Origin of the sequence: Roseovarius sp. MMSF_3298 (assembly GCF_030733705.1) — a bacterium.
Classification (GTDB): Bacteria; Pseudomonadota; Alphaproteobacteria; order Rhodobacterales; family Rhodobacteraceae; genus Roseovarius; species Roseovarius confluentis.
Genome location: NZ_JASHIN010000005.1, coordinates 66,334 through 84,632 on the forward strand (window position 1 = coordinate 66,334; position 18,299 = coordinate 84,632).

The following is an 18,299-nucleotide window of genomic DNA, read 5'->3' on the forward strand; positions in this document are numbered from 1 at the left end:
GCTAGAGTAGGTGTCTGCTGAGGCCGCGGCGACGTCCGGTGTTGGTCATTGTTGCCAAGCCCCCAGCCGGTTAACAGCCGCGACGCGGCCCGGCCCTCGTCAGCCCTTCCCTTGGGCTGGCGATTTGGCGGAGGCTGGCGCAACGACCCTTCCGAGGATGTATTTGGCAGGCATGAAGGGCTTCGAAATTGCCGTCGGATCGCCACCCCAGAGGCTGACTGATTGCCTCCGTCGTGAACGGCGGCAAAGCCCGCATGGCAGACGCGCGGTTACGGCGCAGCGGATGGCCGGAGACCCTGTTTCGCCGAGTACCTGCCATCGCGAACGCTGCGCGTGACCCAAGTCAGACCCGCCTTCGGGCAAAAACGCGGCACCTTGGCGGCTGATCGGTGCTTCTTTGCCGATGCCCCGAGTTTTTGAGCAACACATCGATGCCGGTCTGCGCCGGGAGGCTTGTTGCCGGCCCTGATTCCACCTCATCAAGATGGTCTGCCAACACCGCTACCTGGGATCGAGATATGTCTAGCGCCATAGTACTGATCGGACTGCTGATCGTTGCCGTTCTGTTGTTCGCACTGCTGACGACGTCGGCGCGGGATCGCGTCTGACGGTTTCGCCTGTTGCATCGGCGGGGATCTCCCTGACGAGTGTCGTCGTGCGAGGTGGGGCAATGCCGACACTCGCGCGGGGTGCGGGTTAGTCCCTGAGCGGGCTGAAGGTCGACACCGGCTGCACCTTGGCGCCGACGCGATCCAGCATGTCGTTCACCAGCGCCGTCTCCTTGCGCTGAAGCTTTTGGTGGCGCGGGTAGAGCGGGCGGCGGCGGTCGTCGAGGATGGGGGCGTCCCAGCCGTCGGTCGTATCGAAGAAGCGCTGCACGCCGTCCTCGCCGAAGACATGCAGGTAGCCCTGGACCACCACGTCGATATAGCTGAGCAGAACCGGGCTGACGGCGTCGGGGGTCTGGTGCTGGCCGTCCTGGATGGCGAAGACCACGAGGTCGGCGTCCTCGGGCAAGTGGGTGCGGACCTGGTGGCGGGCGGGCACTCGTTTGTAGGCGCGCTCGCGCGCGTCGAGCGCAGCCCAGTCGGCACCGGGCACGCCGGCCACGAGGCCGTCGATCTGGGCTGTGGTGTCGGGCACGGCCGTGAGATACGCCACCTCGCGCAGCGTCGTCTTGCGCCAAGCACGCCGCCAGCCAGAAAGCTGTGCGGGGTGGGCATCTGTGTAGGCGTGGGTGCCGCGATTCACCAGGCTGCCATAGCCGAAGAAGAATCCGGGTTGCACGTGGGGTACCACCTTTCTCGATTGCCCTGATGTCAACAGGCGTGGGGGCAAAGGTCAATGGGGGCGACCAAACTGTGATCGGCGCCTGTCATTCTGCTTGCAGAGGTGCGGGGCGGTCACTACGCTACTAAAGTATCGGAACGGGAGAACCGGCGTTGCCGGTGCCGAAGGAGCAACCGCCCCGGAAACTCTCAGGCGCAAGGACCGGCCGATGGAAGACTCTGGAGAGATCGCGGGAAAACCCGCGGCGCCGAAGGGATAGCGATCTCAGGCGGAAGGACAGAGGGGGCATCGAACGCGTCATGCGAGACGCGGAACGGATGCCGGTTGCCCTGCCAGATGCGCCCGGTGCGAGATGCGAAGGAGAGCCACTTGGACGATCTGCGCGAGACGCCGCTGACGGGCCTGCACAAGGCGCTGGGCGCAAAGATGACCGGGTTCGCGGGCTATGAGATGCCGCTGCAATACGAGCGCGGCGTCATGGGCGAACACCTGCACACGCGGCAAAAGGCCGGGCTGTTCGATGTCAGCCACATGGGGCAGGTCCTGATCCGCCACGAAGCGGGACATGGCGGCGCGGCGCAGGCGATGGAGCGGCTGGTGCCGGTGAGCCTGTTGGGGCTGGGCGAGAAGCGACAGAGATACGGATTTTTCACCAACGAGACGGGCGGCATCCTCGATGATCTGATGCTGACCAACCGGGGCGATCACCTGTTGGTCGTGGTGAACGCGGCTTGCAAGGCGGATGATATCGCGTTGATGCGTGAAGGGCTGCCCGATTGCGAGGTGACCGAGGTGACGGACCGCGCGCTGATCGCGTTGCAAGGGCCGAAGGCGGTCGATGCGCTGGCGCCGATCGCCGCGGGCTGCGAGATCATGAAATTCCTGGATACCGGCATTTTCACCTCGGATTACGGGGAATTGTGGGTGTCACGCTCGGGCTATACCGGCGAGGACGGTTACGAGATTTCGGTGCCCAAAGCGCAGGCCGAACCGCTGGCGCGGGCGCTGCTGCTGCACGAGGCGGTGGAGCCGGTTGGCCTGGGCGCGCGCGACAGCCTGCGGCTGGAGGCGGGGCTGTGCCTTTACGGGCAGGATATCGACCAAGGCACCACGCCTGTGGAGGCGGGGCTGAGCTGGGCCATCCAGAAGGTGCGCCGCCGGGGCGGGGAGCGCGAAGGCGGATTCCCCGGCGCGGAGGTGATCCTGGACCAGTTGGAGAACGGCATGGCGCGGTGCCGCGTGGGGCTGCGCCCCGAGGGCCGTGCACCGATGCGCGCAGGCACGCAGATTTTCGGCAGCGAGACGGGCGGTGAGGCCGTGGGCCATGTCACCTCGGGCGCCTACGGGCCGAGCATCGAGGCGCCGATGTCGATGGGATATGTCGCGGCGAGCCACGCCTCGGCCGGAACTACGCTCTATGGCGAGGTACGCGGCAAGCGCCTGCCCGTGCGGGTGGCGGATATGCCGTTCACGCCATCAAATTTCAAACGCTGAGCATCAGGGAGACTTGCATGAAATACACCGAAGAACACGAGTGGCTGGACCAGGACGGGGATATCGTCACGGTCGGCATCACCAGCCACGCCGCCGAGCAGCTGGGCGATATCGTCTTCGTGGAGCTGCCCGAGGTGGGCGCCGAGGTGACCAAGGACGACGAGATCGTGGTGATCGAGAGCGTCAAGGCGGCCTCGGATATCCTGGCGCCGCTGGATGGCGAGATCGTGGAAGTGAACGAAGTGCTGGCCGACACGCCCAGCAAGGTCAACGAGGACCCCGAGGGCGACGGATGGTTCTTCAAGATCAAGCCGTCGGACACCTCGCCGATGGACGACTACATGGATGAAGCCGCCTACAAGGATTTCATCGACTGATCCGCGCCGCCGGGCGCAAAATTTTTGAAAAATTTTGGCAAAAATCTTTCGAAGATTTTTGTGCCTTCGGCGGGGATATTTAGAGCCAGAGTAAGCGGGGGCGGTGCGGCCGCCCCGGCACAATCTTTTGTCCGACACCCGGGAGTGCCTGCCATGCCGTTCGAGCCCACCGATTACCTGCCTTATGATTTCGCCAACCGGCGCCATATCGGGCCGTCGCCCGAGGAGATGGCCGAGATGTATGCCGCGTTGGGTGTGAAGGATCTCGATCAGCTGATCGACGAGACGGTGCCCAAATCGATCCGCCAGGCGGAGAAACTGGATTTCGGCAAGCCCAAGTCCGAGCGCGAGTTGATGCACGAGATGCGGATGGTCGCGAGTCAAAACAAGGTTTTGGTGAGCCTCATCGGCCAAGGCTATCACGGCACGGTCACACCGCCGGCGATCCAGCGCAATATTCTGGAGAACCCGGCGTGGTACACCGCCTATACGCCCTACCAGCCCGAGATCAGCCAGGGACGGCTGGAGGCGCTTTTGAACTTCCAGACGATGATCTGTGACCTGACGGGGCTGGAGGTGGCGAATGCCTCGCTGCTGGATGAGGCGACGGCTTGTGCCGAGGCGATGACCATGGCGCAGCGGGTGGCCAAATCGAAGGCGAAGGCGTTTTTCGTCGACCGGGATTGTCATCCGCAGAACATCGCGGTGGTGCAGACGCGGGCCGCGCCGCTGGGGATCGAGGTGATCGTGGGCGACCCGGAGAAGATGGAGGCGGACAAGGTCTTTGGCGCGCTCTTTCAGTATCCCGGGACCTACGGCCATGTGCGGGATTTCACGCCGCAGATGGAGGCGTTGCACGCCGAGAACGCGATCGGGATCGTCTCGGCGGACCCGCTGGCGCTGACCCTGCTGAAGGAACCCGGCGCAATGGGCGCGGATATCGCGGTGGGCTCGGTTCAGCGGTTCGGCGTGCCGATGGGCTATGGCGGGCCGCACGCGGCCTACATGGCCTGCAAGGACGCGATGAAGCGGGCCATGCCGGGGCGGATCGTGGGCGTGTCGGTGGATTCCCATGGCAACCGGGCCTACCGGCTGTCCTTGCAGACCCGCGAGCAGCATATCCGGCGCGAGAAGGCCACGTCGAATGTCTGTACCGCGCAGGCGCTCTTGGCCGTGATGGCGTCGATGTATGCTGTCTTTCACGGGCCGAAGGGCTTGCAGGCCATTGCGCAACGTATTCACCGCAAGACCGTGCGACTGGCCAAGGGGCTGGAGGCGGCGGGGTTCAAGGTGGACCCGCAGGTCTATTTCGACACGATCACGGTGGATGTGGGTCCGTTGCAGGCGGCGGTGATGAAATCGGCGGTGGACGAGGGGATCAACCTGCGCCGGGTGGGCGAGCACCGCGTCGGTATCACGCTGGACGAGGCGACCCGGCCCAAGAATATCGAGGCGGTCTGGCGGGCCTTCGGGATTGAGAAGGCGGACGAGGATTTTAAGCCGGAGTACCGCGTGCCCGAAAAGATGCACCGGAAGAGCGGGTACCTCGAGCATCCGATCTTTCACATGAACCGGGCCGAGACCGAGATGATGCGCTATATGCGGCGGCTGGCGGACCGGGACCTGGCGCTGGACCGGGCGATGATCCCGCTGGGGTCGTGCACGATGAAGTTGAACGCCGCCGCCGAGATGATGCCGATCAGCATGCGGGAATTCGCGCGGTTGCATCCGTTCTGCCCGAAGGACCAGGCCGAAGGGTACCGCGTGATGATCGACGATCTGAGTGCAAGGCTGTGCGAGATCACCGGCTATGACGACATGTCGATGCAGCCCAATTCGGGCGCGCAGGGAGAGTATGCGGGGCTGCTGACCATATCCGGGTATCATGCCGCGAATGGCGAGGGGCATCGCAATGTCTGCCTGATTCCGATGTCCGCGCATGGCACCAACCCGGCCAGTGCGCAGATGGTGGGCTGGAAAGTGGTGCCGGTGAAGTCGGCGGCGAACGGGGATATCGACCTTGACGACTTCCGCGCCAAGGCGGAGGCCAATGCCGCGAATCTCGCCGGCTGCATGATCACCTATCCCAGCACGCATGGTGTCTTCGAGGAAACCGTGCTGGAGGTGTGCAAGATCACCCATGATCACGGCGGCCAGGTCTATATCGACGGGGCGAACCTGAATGCCATGGTGGGGCTGTCGCGGCCCGGGGATCTGGGCGGCGACGTGAGCCACCTGAACCTGCACAAGACGTTCTGCATTCCGCATGGCGGGGGCGGGCCCGGCATGGGGCCGATTGGCGTGAAGGCGCACCTGGCGCCGCATCTGCCGGGCGATCCGCGCGGGCAGGACGACGGGCCGGGGCCGGTGTCGGCGGCGCCTTACGGCTCGGCCTCGATCCTGCCGATCAGCTGGGCCTATACGCTGCTGATGGGCGGCGAGGGGCTGACCCAGGCGACGCGGGTGGCGATCTTGAACGCCAACTACATCGCCAAGCGGCTGGAGGGCGCGTATGACGTGCTCTACCGCGGGCGCAACGACCGGGTGGCGCATGAGTGCATCCTGGACACGCGGCCTTTCGCGGACAGTGCGGGCGTGACGGTGGACGACATCGCCAAGCGGCTGATGGATTGCGGGTTTCACGCGCCGACGATGAGCTGGCCGGTGGCCGGCACGCTGATGATCGAGCCGACGGAATCCGAGACCAAGGCGGAGCTGGACCGGTTTTGCGATGCGATGCTGGCGATCCGCGAGGAGATCCGCGCCATCGAGGACGGCCAAAGCGACCGCGAGAACAATCCGCTGAAACACGCGCCGCACACGATGGAAGATCTCGTGCGGGACTGGGACCGGCCCTATAGCCGCGAGCAGGCCTGTTTCCCGCCGGGCGCGTTCCGGGTGGACAAGTACTGGCCGCCGGTGAACCGGGTCGACAACGTCTTTGGCGACCGGAACCTGGTGTGCACCTGCCCGCCGATGGAGGAGTATGCCGAGGCGGCGGAGTGACCATGTAATCAGGCGGCCTCCCGGAGGAGACCGCCCTTACTTTGGTACTGAAATCACTCTCTAAAATCCTTGGGTCGTGCCCGGGACAGGGGCGGGACCCTCGTTCGGAAGGTGGGAGAGCCCTTCGAACGATTGCCCATGGGTCGCGGCGGGGGCGCGACGGGTTCAAATTATTTTGTGGATGTGCAGAGGAGGGCGTGCAGAAGAGGTGTGGGGCTTGCGGGTTGCAAGCCGCGCCGCCAGCCGCGCTGCGTCTGACTGACGAGCGGGTGCGTGGTGCCGGAGGTCCCGGATCAGGTCCGGGACGGGGAGGCACCGGGCTTGGAGGTCCGGTGCGAAGGCTGAACGTTACGCGGAGTCGTCCTCGACCAGTATCGAGAACACTTCGTGCAGATTTTGCCAGCTGGCCTCGTTCGCGGCGGCAAGCAGGTAGCCGGTTTCGATGCCCGCGTTGTAATCGCGGCCGTCCAGCATCCGCACGACGCCGCCGGCGCGTTGGACGATCAGAACGCCCGCCGCGTGGTCCCACGGGTTGAGCGTGGAAGAGAGCAGGAAATCGGCGTGGCCTTGCGCCAGCATCCGGTATTCATGGCACGAGCAGCGCAACGAGCCCGTGCGGCCGAATTTCGGGAGAAGCGGTGCCAGCTGTTCCTGCACCGCGCGGTCCATCAACGAGAAGTGCATGTAGCCCGAAAGACTGTCGATCTCGCCGCCTTGCGAGGTCGAGACCGGGCGGGCACGGCCGGTGGCGCGGGTCATCTGGGCGGCACCGTCCTCTTCGGCGGCGATGAAATCGTCCATCACCGGATCGTAGAGCAGGCCGAAGACCGGTTTGCCGAAGCGGGTGACCGAGACGATGACGCCGAACACCGCCAGACCATTGACGAAGTTCCACGTGCCGTCGACGGGATCGAGGATGAAGGCAAGTTCGGCCTCGGCCAGCTTGCCGCGCAGGGCAGGGTCGGCGGCGGCGGCTTCCTCGCCCACGACGAGGGCGTGGGGGAACATTTTTTGAAGGCCGCGCGCGATCATGGCCTCGGCCGCGTGGTCGGCCTCGGTCACCAGGTCGTCGGGACCGGATTTCGAGGTGATGTCGGCGGCGGCAAGGTTGCGGAAGCGGGGCATGACCTCGGCCCGGGCGGCGCGGCGGACAAGGTTGACGAGCGCAGCCTTCTGCGCCTTTGTCAGCGGCGATGACACGGGGATGGGCAGGGTTTCCGTCATGGACGCTCCTTGTACGACTCGAAGGTGAGGGAATGCGGATTAAGTGCCACCGCGCGCGCCGGATCGCAACCGGATCGGGGTACGGGATGGGCGGTTATTCGCGGCTGCGCAAAACTTTTGCGGGACGGGCCGAGATGGGGCCCAGGGCAAAGGCGAGGCCCGCCAGCAGGCTGATCAGTGCGCCGCCCGCGACGATGCCGAGTGCGGGGGGCCAGGCCACGGCGAAAGAGGTTTCCATCACGTAGTGGCTGACCGCCCAGGCGCCGGCGATGCCAGCACCGAGTGCGACGCTGCCCGCCGCTGCGCCGAGGAGCGCGGCGCGCAGGGAAAGACCCCAGAGGATGCGGGCGCGGCTGGCACCGAGCACCTTGAGGATCGCCGCCTCGTAGCTGCGGGCGCGGGCATCGGCGGCGGCGGCGCCGATCAGCACCATGAAGCCGGTGAGTAGCGTTGCGGCGGCGCCCCATGCGGTGGCCGAGGCGAGACTGCCCAGAAGGTCGCTGACGCGGGAGACGGCGTCGCGCACCGAGATGGCGGTGATGTTGGGGAACTGGCGCGAGAGGTCGCGGAGGATGGCGGTTTCGGACTCGGCGTCGGAGTAGACCGTGGCGATATAGCTGTGCGGGGCGTTCACCAGCGCGGCCTCGTTCAGGATCATGATGAAGCCCATGCCGGCGGTGGAAAAATCGACCTCGCGGAAGGAGGTGATTTCCGCCGTCAGGTCGCGGCCGAGGATGTTGAGGGTGATCTCGTCGCCAAGGCTCAGGCCCATTTCTTCGGCCTCTTCGGCGGCGAAGCTGACCTGGGGCGGGCCGGAGTAGTCCTCGGGCCACCAGTTGCCACCTGTGATGGTGCTGCGGTCGGGCAGGGCGGCGGCATAGCTGACGCCGCGGTCGCCTTGCAGGACCCAGTGATCGCCGGCGACCTCGGCTGCGGGCTGGCCGTTGATCTCGGAAAGGATACCGCGAAGCATGGGGGCGGCGTCGACGCGGGTGACGCCGGTGTCGCTGTCGAGCCGAGCCGAGAAGTCGGGCATCTGGTCGCGCTGGATGTCGACGAAGAAGAAGCTGGGCGCGCGGGTGGGCAGGTCGCGGGTGATGGCGTCGCGCAGGTTGCGGTCGACCTGGCCCACGGCGGCAAGGACGGACAGGCCGAGGCCGAGCGACAGGACCACGGCGCTGGCGGTGCTGCGCGGGCCGCCTATGGCGCCGAGCGCCCAGCCGAGCGCGGTGCGGCCCCGGGCCAGCGGGCGCATTTTGCGGGCGGCGGCGCGCAGGGCAAGGCCGGCGAGGGCCAGCACGACGAGGGCGGCGGCGATGGAGCCTGCCGTCCAGTAGGTCAGGGTCGCGTTGCCGGAGAACCATGCAGCGACCCAAACGAGGGCCGCGACGAGGGCGGCGGTGGTCAGGATGAAACCCGCGCCGGGGATCGTGCCGGACGTGTCGGCGTCTCGGTAAAGCGCGGCAGGGCGGATGTCGCGGGCCTGAGCGAGCGGCCAGAGCGTGAAGATGAGGATGGTGAGGGCGCTGTAGATCGCGGCCTCGGCCATGGGTCCCGGGTAGGGGGCGAAGACGGCAGGCACCGGCAGTTGCGCGGTGATGATGGGCGACAGCAGCACCGGCAGGCCGACGCCGAGGGCGAGGCCGAGGGTGATGCCAAGGACGCCCAGAACGGCGACCTGCATCAGGTAGGTGAGGAAGATCGTGCGTTGGTCCGCGCCGAGACTGCGGAGGATGGCGATGGTCTGCGTCTTGCCCGACAGATAGGCGCGCAGCGCGGCGGAGATGCCGACGCCGCCGACGGCCAGACCGGAGAGGCCCACGAGGATCAGGAACGCGCCGAGACGCTCGACGAATTCGGCCACGCCCGGCGCCCCGTTTCGGGCGTCGGACCAGCGCATGCCGCTGCCTTCGAGGGCGTCCTCGGCCTTTGCCCGGATGGCGTCGAGATTTGTGCCGGGGGGCAGGTCGAGGCGGTAATGCGAGGAAAAGAGCGTGCCGGGTTCGAGCAATCCCGCGCCGTCCAGCGCGCTGCGCATGACGATGGTGCGGGGGCCGAGGCCGAAGCCGCCGGTGCGGCTGTCGGGTTCCCGCTCGATCATGGCGCGCAAGGTGAAAGATTTGGAGCCCAGCGTGACGGTGTCGCCGGGGGTCGCGCCAAGGCGGTCAGCCAGGGTGGGGTGCATGACGAGGCCATCATTCACCAGCGCCTCATTCAGGGGAATGTCGGGGGAAAGGCCCACCGTGCCCACGAGGGGATAGGCGGTGTCGACGGCTTTCACCTGCGTCAGGCTGCGTTCCTCGCCGAAGACGGCCATGGAGCGGAAATCGGCGATCTCGGAGACTTGCGTGGCGGTGTCTTGCATCCACGCAAGCTCGTCCGGGTTGGCGAAGCGGTAGGTCAGTTCGATTTCCGCGTCGCCGCCCAAGAGCGTGGCGCCTTCCTGGGCGAGGCCCTCGGTGATGCTCTGGCGGACGGTGCCGACGGCGGCGATGGCCGCGACGCCGAGGATCACGCAGGCAAGGAAGATGCGGAACCCGTGCAGGCCGCCGCGCAGTTCGCGGGCCGCAAGGCGTGCGGCGAGCCGGAGTTTCATGCGGTGCGGGCCTTGGGGGGCTGACGCTCGGAAAGGTGGCCATCGCTCAGCTCGGCCACGCGGGCGCAGCGGTCGGCGAGGCCGGGGTCGTGGGTGACGAGGACCAGCGTGGCGCCGTGGCGGTCCTGAAGACCGAAGAGCAGGTCGATGATGGCGGTGCCGGTGGTGCTGTCGAGGTTGCCTGTGGGCTCGTCCGCCAGCAGGATATCGGGGCGCGGGGCGGCGGCGCGGGCCAATGCCACGCGCTGTTGCTCGCCGCCCGAGAGTTGCGAGGGGTAGTGGTTCAGGCGTTTGCCCAGGCCCACGGCTGTCAGCTCCTCCTCGGCGCGGGTGAAGGCGTCGGGATTGCCGGCCAGTTCGAGGGGGGTGGCGACGTTTTCCAGTGCGGTCATGGTTGGAATAAGGTGGAAGGACTGGAAGACCACGCCGATATGATCGCGGCGCAGGCGGGCGAGCGCATCCTCGGACATTGTCGTGAGGTCTTGGCCCAAGGCGGTGACCGTGCCACCGGTGGCGCGTTCCAGCCCGCCCATCAGCATCAGCAGCGAGGATTTGCCGGAACCCGACGGCCCCACCAGCCCGAGTGTGTCGCCGCGGTGGACATCGAGGCTGATCGCCTCAAGTATGTCGACGGGGCCTGCATTGCCTTGCAGCGAGAGTGCGGCCTCGCGTAGCGATAACACGGGGTCTGTCATGGGGTTCTGCCTGTCTGCTTTTCGTCGTTTCACATATGGGGTCCGGGCCTTGGCGGGCAAGGTTGCGGCGCTTGTTTTCCTTGGTTTACCGGCATTTGGTGAAGAGCCGGTGACGATCCTGGCGCTGGGTGACAGCCTGACGCAGGGCTACGGGCTGGCGCAGGACGACGGGTTCGTGCCGCAGCTGGAAAGCTGGTTGGAAGAGAACGACGTCGCGGCCGAGGTCATCAATGCGGGCGTGTCGGGAGATACCACTGCCGGTGGCGCATCGCGGGTCGAATGGAGCCTGACGCCCGAGGTCGACGCGATGATCGTGGCGCTGGGCGGCAACGATATGCTGCGCGGGTTGGACCCGGGCGAGGCGCGGGCGAACCTGAGGACGATCCTGGAGGTGGCCGAGGGGCAAGACCTGCCGGTGCTTATGGTGGGGATGCAGGCGCCGACGAATTTCGGGCCGGATTACAAGGCGGCGTTCGACGCGATGTACCCGGAGTTGTCGCAAGAGTTCGGCGCGCTTTATTTCGAGAGCTTCTTCAAAGGGTTGGGCGAGGGGGATCCATCCGAGCTGCAGGGGTATTTCCAGTCGGACGGGATTCATCCGAATGCCGAGGGCGTGGCCCGGATCGTCGAGGCGATGGGGCCGGCGGTCGCGGATCTGGCTGACCGGGTGGAGTGAGGTCGCGGGGCTTTCCTGCTTGGCCGGATCTCAGTCTGAACCCGAGGAAGCGGTCCCGGGTCAAGCCCGGGACGGGAAGTTTGGCGGCTGACGTTGGCGGCCCGTCGCTTGCGCGGGGGCGCGACAAGCCGCGCCTTGGTTCCGCGCAGGTCTCTTAGAGAACCGTGACCACCGTGCCCAGCGGCACGCGTTCGTAAAGGTCGATCACGTGCTCGTTGATCATACGGATGCATCCGTTGGACACCGAGCGCCCGATCGAGCGGGGTGCGGTGGTGCCGTGGATGCGGAAATACGTGTCACGACCGTTCTGGAAGAGGTAGAGCGCGCGTGCGCCCAGCGGGTTGCCCTTGCCGCCCGGCTGGACGTAGTCGTTGCCCTTGAACTTGGCATAGGTCTTGGGCTCGCGCTCGATCATTTCCTGCGTCGGGCGCCAAGTCGGCCACTTTTTCTTGACGTCGATGGTGGCGCGGCCGGTGAACTCCAAGCCGGCTTTGCCGACGCCCACGCCGTAGCGGCGGGCGCGGCCCTGCTCGGTGATCAGGTACAGGAAATGCGCCTTGGGCAGGATCAGCATCTGGCCGGGGGCATACTGGGCCGAGATGTTCACATCCTGCGGCATGTATTTTGGAGCGATCTGGAACGACTGCGCGGCGGCAGGCAGCGCGGGCGCAGTGGCAGCCGCGGCCGCGGTGGCCACGAATTGGCGGCGATTCATCATGTTTTCTTCCCCTCGAAACGGCGGCATGTGGGTGTGGCGATATTCCGCCACATGAGCATTTAGAAATCAAAAACAAGTGAATGGCGGTAGGGCAAGCGATTCTGTGACCGTCAAGCGTCAGTTTCCCGAAGCTGCGGCAGAGAGGTAACGGATTGCCGCGCGCGGCAGGCGGAGAGCGGTGCGGCGCAGGAGGGCCGGATACTCGATATCGCCTGAAAGCAGGTGCATATAGTCGCGTTTGAGCGTTTGCGAGGCTGTAAAGGTACGGGCGAAAAACGGCTGCAAGCGTGCCGAGAAGATCAGCGGACGCAACAGGCGGGCCTGCGCGATGGCGCGGCGGATCGGCTTGGTCGCGGTCGTGTAGAGCGGAAGGGCGCGCTGGGCATCCCCTTGATCCAGCGCGGTTTTCGCGGCACGGGCGGCGAGGGCGCCGGAGTGGATGGCGTGGCCGATCCCCTCGCCGGTGATCGGGTCGACAAGGCCGGCGGCGTCGCCCGCGAGCAGGACATTGTCCTTGCCGGGGATGGGCCTTGGGGCGCCGAAGGGCAAAAAATGGCCTTTGACCTTGGCGGTCTGACCGGTTCCCAGCTTGTCCAGATAGGTGGCGAGGTGCGATTTCATGTTGGGGTTTTGGGCGTGCAGGCCACCCAAGCCTATGGTCGTGCTGGATTTTTTCGGGAAGGACCAGCCGTAGCCCCAGTCGGCGGCGGCAAAGTCTATGCGGATGGGCGTGGCCTCGGTCGGGGCTTGCGCGGGGCCTTCGACCTCCAGCGCGAAACCGATGGTGTCTTGGGAAAAAGGTTTGCCGAACAAGGCCTTGGCGGTCGGGCTTTGAACGCCGTCGGCGGCGATGAGGAGCTTGTAGGAGAGGGGTTCGCCCTCGGCCAGATTGACTTTATTGTTTTTGAAATCAAGGGCTTCGATGCGGTGACCGGTATAGTCGGCGGCCCCGGCGGCAAGGGCCTGTTTCAGCAGGTGATGATCGAAGTCCCAACGCATGGTGAGGTGCAGTGGCGGGACGTCCTGGAGGTCTCCAAGATATTGATCTTTCAGGTGAAATTCGAAATTCCGCCGTGTCTCGAAAAGGTCCGGGGTGATCTGCATGCCGAAAATGTCGGACAGATGCGCCGCACAGCGGCCTGTCACAAGCCCGCCGCAGAGTTTCTGGCGTGGAAACAATGCCTTGTCGACCAGCGCAACGCTCAGGCCAAGCGTGCGGGCCTGCATGGCGGCGGCGGTTCCGGCGGGGCCGGCGCCGAGGATGACAAGGTCGAAATCGGGCATCTTGGACAGGGGAGATAGAGCATCCCGAGGGGCGCGGAAAGACGTGTCGGTATCACGTCGGTATCCGGGTGGTAACGCGGCGGTGCGGTGGGGTTAAGTTCCGGTAAGGGTTTGGGGCGAGGATGCGGGCTCGCCACAGAGGAGCCCGCCATGCCCACCAAGACCGAACGCGCCGCCCGCGCCAGCCTGATGCAAAGCCTGATCTATCTGCAGCAGGAAAGCTGGATCCCCGACACGATCGCGGACGAGATCCCGGAGGCGTGGCACACGCTGGAGATGGACGTGCCGGTGGAGGAGCCGAAGGAGAAGGTGACGCTGTATCTGGACCGGTCAGTGGCGCGGTTCTACCGGGCGATGGGGAAGGGGTACCAGGGGCGGATCAACCGGCTGCTGGCGACGTATATGCAGATGCATCTGGCGAAGGAGGTGCGGTTGGAGGAGGTGTTGCGGGAGAGGGTTGGGATGGGGGAGTAGGGGAGAGGCAACCTTTTCTTAATCATGTTTCGTTCAGGGTTGGGGGATGTCTAATTACCTCCGACCGAACGTTCCCGGTGCAACGGTGTTCTTCACCATGACCCTTGCGGAACGGGGGAGCCGATTGCTGGTGGATGAGATCGCGCGTTTGCGTGCGGCGGTCCGGCGGACTCGGGTCGAGCGGCCGTTTCATATCGACGCCTGGGTGGTCTTGCCGGATCACCTGCATGCTGTTTGGACCTTGCCGGAGGGAGATCATGATTTCTCGACGCGGTGGGGCGCGATCAAGTCGCGGTTCACGCGGAGCCTGCGGGATGACTGTAGGGTGGGGTTCCACCCCACCTTGGCAAAGGAGACGGGACATGCGGTGGGGTGGAACCCCACCCTACGCCGGTCGGAGAGCAAGCGCCGGAAAAGGGATGCCGGGATCTGGCAGCGGCGGTTTTGGGAGCATCATGTGCGTGGCCCGGAAGACTACGATGCGGTGTTGCTGGATGAACCCGGTCAAGCATGGGTTCGTGGTAGAACCAACGGATTGGACGTATTCTTCGGTGCATCGGGACCTGGCATCCGGGCGTTTGAATCTCGGGTAGAATGCGTGGGTTTTCACCCACCCTACGTCATCCTCGGGTTTGATCCGAGGATCTTGGGGTCCGGAGGTCCCGGGTCGAGCCCGGGACGGCGAGGGAGCAGGTCAGTTCCCGGCAGATCGATGGGGTGGGCACGCATTTCCTGCGGAAACGCTTTCGCCCACTGGTGACATTTGGCCAGAGGCCAAAAGTCACCTCGCGAACTTCTTATGCTTGATCCTCTTCGGTTCTAGCGCGTCTGGCCCCAAACGTCTCTTCTTATCTTCCTCGTAATCCTCGAAGTTGCCTTCGAACCATTCGACATGGGCCTCGCCTTCGAAGGCCAGGATGTGGGTGCAGATGCGGTCGAGGAAGAAGCGGTCGTGGGAGATGACCACGGCGCAGCCGGCGAAGTCGACCAGCGCGTCTTCCAGGGCGCGGAGGGTTTCGACGTCGAGGTCGTTGGTCGGTTCGTCGAGCAGGAGGACGTTGCCGCCTTCTTTCAGGAGCCGGGCCATGTGGACGCGGTTGCGTTCGCCGCCTGACAGGAGCGAGACTTTCTTTTGCTGGTCGCCGCCCTTGAAGTTGAAGGACGAGCAGTAGGCGCGGGAGTTCACTTGCGCGTCGCCCAGTTGGATGATTTCGGCGCCGCCGGTGATGGCCTCCCACACGGTGTCGTTGTCCTTGAGGTCGTCGCGGGACTGGTCGACATAAGAGAGTTCGACCGTGTCGCCGTAGGACAGCTCGCCCTTGTCCGGCTGCTCCTGCCCGGTGAACATCTTGAACAGCGTGGATTTACCGGCGCCGTTGGGGCCGATCACGCCGACGATGCCGCCGGGGGGCAGCGAGAAGGTCAGGTCCTCGATCAGAAGCTTGTCGCCCATGGCCTTTTGCAGGCCCTCGACCTCGATCACCTTGCCGCCAAGGCGGGGGCCGTTGGGGATGACGATCTGGGCGCGGGAGACCTTTTCACGCTCGGACTGGTTGGCCAGCTCGTTATAGCGTTCGATCCGGGCCTTCTGCTTGGATTGGCGGGCCTTCTGGCCCTGGCGCATCCATTCCAGTTCGCGTTCGAGGGTCTTCTGCTTGGACTTGTCCTCGCGCTTTTCCTGCTCCAACCGCTTGGCCTTTTGTTCCAGCCACGCGGAATAGTTGCCCTCGTAGGGGATGCCGCGGCCGCGGTCCAACTCGAGAATCCAGCCGGTGATGTCGTCGAGGAAATAGCGGTCGTGGGTGACGATCAGGATCGTGCCCTTGTAGTCGATGAGGTGCTGTTGCAGCCAGGCGATGGTTTCCGCGTCGAGGTGGTTGGTGGGCTCGTCGAGGAGCAGCATGTCGGGCGCCTCGAGCAGCAGCTTGCAGAGCGCGACACGGCGCTTTTCGCCGCCCGAGAGTGTGCTCACGTCGGCGTCGTCGGGGGGGCAGCGCAGCGCCTCCATCGAAACGTCGACCTGGCTGTCGAGATCCCACAGGTTGTTGCTGTCGATCTCGTCCTGGAGGGCGGCCATCTCGTCGGCGGTTTCGTCCGAGTAGTTCATCGCCAGTTCGTTGAAGCGTTCGAGCTTGGCCTTGTGGGCGGCGACGCCGAGCATGACGTTTTCGCGCACGGTGAGGCTTTCGTCGAGTTGGGGTTCCTGCGGCAAGTAGCCGACCTTGGCGCCCTCGGCGGACCACGCCTCGCCGGTGAAATCGGTGTCGAGGCCGGCCATGATCTTCATCAGGGTGGATTTACCGGCGCCGTTCACGCCGACGACGCCGATCTTCACGCCGGGAAGGAAGCTGAGATGGATGTTCTCGAAGCATTTCTTGCCGCCGGGGTAGGTCTTGGAGACGCCCTGCATGTGGTAGACGTATTGGTAGGCTGCCATGGTCCGTGCTCTTTTCGTAAAGGGGATACGTTGAGGCCCATGTAACCGCGCCGGGCGGCGAATTCAAACGGGATAACGCGTCAGGCGCGCGGGTGCAGACGGGTGACGCGGGGGGTGTCCGGGCCCTTGTCGAAATCCGCGGGCAGGGGCAGGTTGGCGGAAAGCCAGGCGATCATGTCGTCGCAGGGCTGGGGATGGGCCAGCACGAAGCCCTGGATCGCGGGGCAGCGCGCGACGCGCAGGAGGCGCAGCTGCTCGGCGGTTTCGACCCCTTCGGCGGTGACATGGGTGCCCAGCTTGCGGCACAGCTCGATGATCGAGCGGACGATGGCGCGGTTGCGCGGATCGGTGGCGATGTTGGCGGTGAGCGAGCAGTCGAGCTTGATCTCGTCCACCTCGATTTCCGAGATATGGGCAAGGCCCGCATAGCCTGTGCCGAAATCGTCGAGCGCCACGCGGGCGCCCATGCGTTTGAGCCGGTCGACGGCGGTGGCGATGGTGCGGCCGCCGCCCTGGAGGATCGTGGTCTCGGTGATCTCGACGCAGATCTGCGCGGGCTTGAGCCCGCGTGATTGCAGCGCCCAGTCCAGCAGGCCTGCGTAGTTCACATCCGTGAGCGCCTCGGCGGAGACGTTGAGGGAGAGGGTCAGATCCTCGAAGCCGGCCTCGTGCAGGCGCTTGAGCGCGTCGAGCGACAGGTGCATCGACTGGTAGTCGAGATCGGCGAGTACGCCGGCGCGGCGGGCGGTCTCGAAGAACGCGCCGGGGGGCAGCTGGCCAAGGCGGGGATGGTTCCAGCGCAGAAGCGTCTCGCACCCGGTGATGCGCCCGCGCGTCAGGTCAAGCTGGGGTTGCAGGTGCACGGTCAGCTGCTTTTCCGTGGTGGCGAGGCGCAGTTCGCGGGCCATCCGGTTCTGCGCGATCTGAACCTGCCCCAGGGCGGGGGTGTAAAGCTGGACGCGGCTGCGGCCGCGGGTCTTGGCCTCGTAGAGTGCCTGGTCGGCGTGATGGATGAGGGTTTCGCCGTTTTCCTTGTTGTTCTGTGCCAGGCAGGCGCCGATCGAGAGGCCCACGCGGATTGCCTGGTTTTTCCACATCAACGGGTCGTCGGTGGCGCCGAGCAGCAGTTCGGCACGGGTCAGCAGCGCCTCCTCGGTCGCCATGCCGAGGCAGACCAGCAGGAATTCGTCACCGCCAATGCGGCAGGCGAGGTCCTGCGGGCCGCAGAAGCGGCGCAAGAGGTCGGCCACGTGCAGGAGTGCGGCGTCGCCGGCGGCGTGGCCCAGCGTGTCGTTGATTTCCTTGAACTTGTCGAGGTCGAGATGCAGCACGCCGACGCGCCGCTCGGCCAGGGCGCGGGCCACGATGTCGGAGGCGAGGTATTGCGACAGCCGCTTGCGGTTGGCCAGCCCCGTGAGGTCATCGTGATGTGCGACGTGTTGCAGGCGGGCCATGGCGCGGCGCAGGTCCTGCTCGGTCTCGACCGTGCCGGTCACGTCGCGGCAGGTGACGGCGATCTTGTGCCCCGTGGGCGTGGCCAGCAGCGTGAAGCTGTGCAGGTTCCAGAAGGTTTCACCAGTCGCGCGCTTGTGCCGGGCGAGGTGGTCGCGGTCGAAGATGGCGCTGTGGATGTCATAGCGGAAGGCGGCCACCTTGGCGGAGTCGACGCGGGCGCCGTCGGGCAGGACATGGGCCATGACCTTGATCCCGCGCACGCGGTCGAGAGAGGTGGCGAACATCGCCTCGGCGGCGGGGTTCATCCATTCGACGTGACCTTCGATATCCTGGACGATGATGGCGTCCTGGGTCCGGTTCAGGAACTGAGGGCAGCAAGACAGGTCGTCCACAGGGCGCGACGGGCCAGCCCTGTCCGCTGACGGACCCTGCGCCGCATCGGCGGGATGCGGGTGCGGTATGTTGCTCTGCTCTGCCACGCCCATACTCTTGCGGTACTCACCGAGAGCCGTCTTGCCACGCGGCGCTTAACATTCCGTGCGACTTCAAAGGCTAAATCCCTAAAATTGCGTC

The 18,299-nt window shown here is 65.6% G+C and carries 13 protein-coding genes and 1 riboswitch; of the genes, 5 read left to right on the forward strand and 8 right to left on the reverse strand.

Features of this window, described 5'->3' with window-relative positions:
• Nucleotides 1-696 precede the first annotated feature (696 nt).
• A complete protein-coding gene (locus RBB18_RS06610; protein WP_103762241.1) occupies nucleotides 697-1,287 on the reverse strand; it encodes a gamma-glutamylcyclotransferase family protein in 591 nt (196 codons plus the stop codon).
• A 130-nt stretch (nucleotides 1,288-1,417) separates the two neighbouring features.
• Nucleotides 1,418-1,504: riboswitch (glycine riboswitch) on the forward strand.
• Between the two features lie 155 nt (nucleotides 1,505-1,659).
• Between RBB18_RS06610 and gcvT the strand changes: the two genes are divergently transcribed.
• The 3 genes from gcvT (at nucleotide 1,660) to gcvP (ending at nucleotide 6,167) form a co-directional block, all read left to right on the forward strand.
• Nucleotides 1,660-2,784, forward strand: coding sequence for a glycine cleavage system aminomethyltransferase GcvT (gene gcvT / locus RBB18_RS06615; RefSeq protein WP_306112075.1), 1,125 nt, complete (start codon nucleotides 1,660-1,662; stop codon nucleotides 2,782-2,784).
• 17 nt (nucleotides 2,785-2,801) lie between these two features.
• A complete protein-coding gene (gcvH, locus tag RBB18_RS06620) occupies nucleotides 2,802-3,161 on the forward strand; it encodes a glycine cleavage system protein GcvH (RefSeq protein WP_103762242.1) in 360 nt (119 codons plus the stop codon).
• A 153-nt stretch (nucleotides 3,162-3,314) separates the two neighbouring features.
• Nucleotides 3,315-6,167, forward strand: a complete 2,853-nt coding sequence (gcvP, locus tag RBB18_RS06625) for an aminomethyl-transferring glycine dehydrogenase (RefSeq protein ID WP_103762243.1) — start codon at nucleotides 3,315-3,317, stop codon at nucleotides 6,165-6,167.
• Nucleotides 6,168-6,515: 348 nt separating this feature from the next.
• Here the strand turns inward: gcvP and RBB18_RS06630 are convergent, their stop codons facing one another.
• The 3 genes from RBB18_RS06630 to RBB18_RS06640 all read right to left on the reverse strand — a co-directional run bounded on the left by RBB18_RS06630 (nucleotide 6,516) and on the right by RBB18_RS06640 (nucleotide 10,682).
• Entirely contained in the window at nucleotides 6,516-7,391 is an 876-nt protein-coding gene (locus RBB18_RS06630; RefSeq protein WP_306112076.1) for an inositol monophosphatase, read from the reverse strand.
• A 94-nt stretch (nucleotides 7,392-7,485) separates the two neighbouring features.
• The gene (locus tag RBB18_RS06635; RefSeq protein ID WP_306112077.1) at nucleotides 7,486-9,987 is read right to left on the reverse strand and encodes an ABC transporter permease; all 2,502 of its coding nucleotides are present in this window, start codon (nucleotides 9,985-9,987) and stop codon (nucleotides 7,486-7,488) included.
• Nucleotides 9,984-10,682, reverse strand: coding sequence for an ABC transporter ATP-binding protein (locus tag RBB18_RS06640; protein WP_306112078.1), 699 nt, complete (start codon nucleotides 10,680-10,682; stop codon nucleotides 9,984-9,986). Before RBB18_RS06640 ends, RBB18_RS06635 begins: the two co-directional genes overlap by 4 nt.
• Here RBB18_RS06640 and RBB18_RS06645 point away from each other — a divergent pair.
• Nucleotides 10,681-11,358: an arylesterase gene (locus tag RBB18_RS06645; protein WP_103762247.1), complete on the forward strand. Its 678-nt coding sequence runs from the start codon at nucleotides 10,681-10,683 to the stop codon at nucleotides 11,356-11,358. The genes RBB18_RS06640 and RBB18_RS06645 overlap by 2 nt on opposite strands.
• Nucleotides 11,359-11,512: 154 nt before the next feature.
• Here the strand turns inward: RBB18_RS06645 and RBB18_RS06650 are convergent, their stop codons facing one another.
• Both RBB18_RS06650 and RBB18_RS06655 read right to left on the reverse strand, forming a co-directional pair.
• Complete coding sequence (locus RBB18_RS06650; protein WP_103762502.1) at nucleotides 11,513-12,076, reverse strand: L,D-transpeptidase; 564 nt, start codon at nucleotides 12,074-12,076, stop codon at nucleotides 11,513-11,515.
• Between the two features lie 117 nt (nucleotides 12,077-12,193).
• A complete protein-coding gene (locus RBB18_RS06655; protein WP_306112079.1) occupies nucleotides 12,194-13,360 on the reverse strand; it encodes an NAD(P)/FAD-dependent oxidoreductase in 1,167 nt (388 codons plus the stop codon).
• 150 nt (nucleotides 13,361-13,510) lie between these two features.
• Here RBB18_RS06655 and RBB18_RS06660 point away from each other — a divergent pair, with 150 nt between their 5' ends.
• The gene (locus tag RBB18_RS06660) at nucleotides 13,511-13,834 is read left to right on the forward strand and encodes a BrnA antitoxin family protein (protein ID WP_103762249.1); all 324 of its coding nucleotides are present in this window, start codon (nucleotides 13,511-13,513) and stop codon (nucleotides 13,832-13,834) included.
• A 781-nt stretch (nucleotides 13,835-14,615) separates the two neighbouring features.
• Here RBB18_RS06660 and ettA read toward each other — a convergent pair.
• Entirely contained in the window at nucleotides 14,616-16,271 is a 1,656-nt protein-coding gene (gene ettA / locus RBB18_RS06670) for an energy-dependent translational throttle protein EttA (RefSeq protein WP_103762250.1), read from the reverse strand.
• An 80-nt stretch (nucleotides 16,272-16,351) separates the two neighbouring features.
• A complete protein-coding gene (locus tag RBB18_RS06675) occupies nucleotides 16,352-18,205 on the reverse strand; it encodes a bifunctional diguanylate cyclase/phosphodiesterase (protein ID WP_274592520.1) in 1,854 nt (617 codons plus the stop codon).
• Nucleotides 18,206-18,299: the final 94 nt, after the last annotated feature.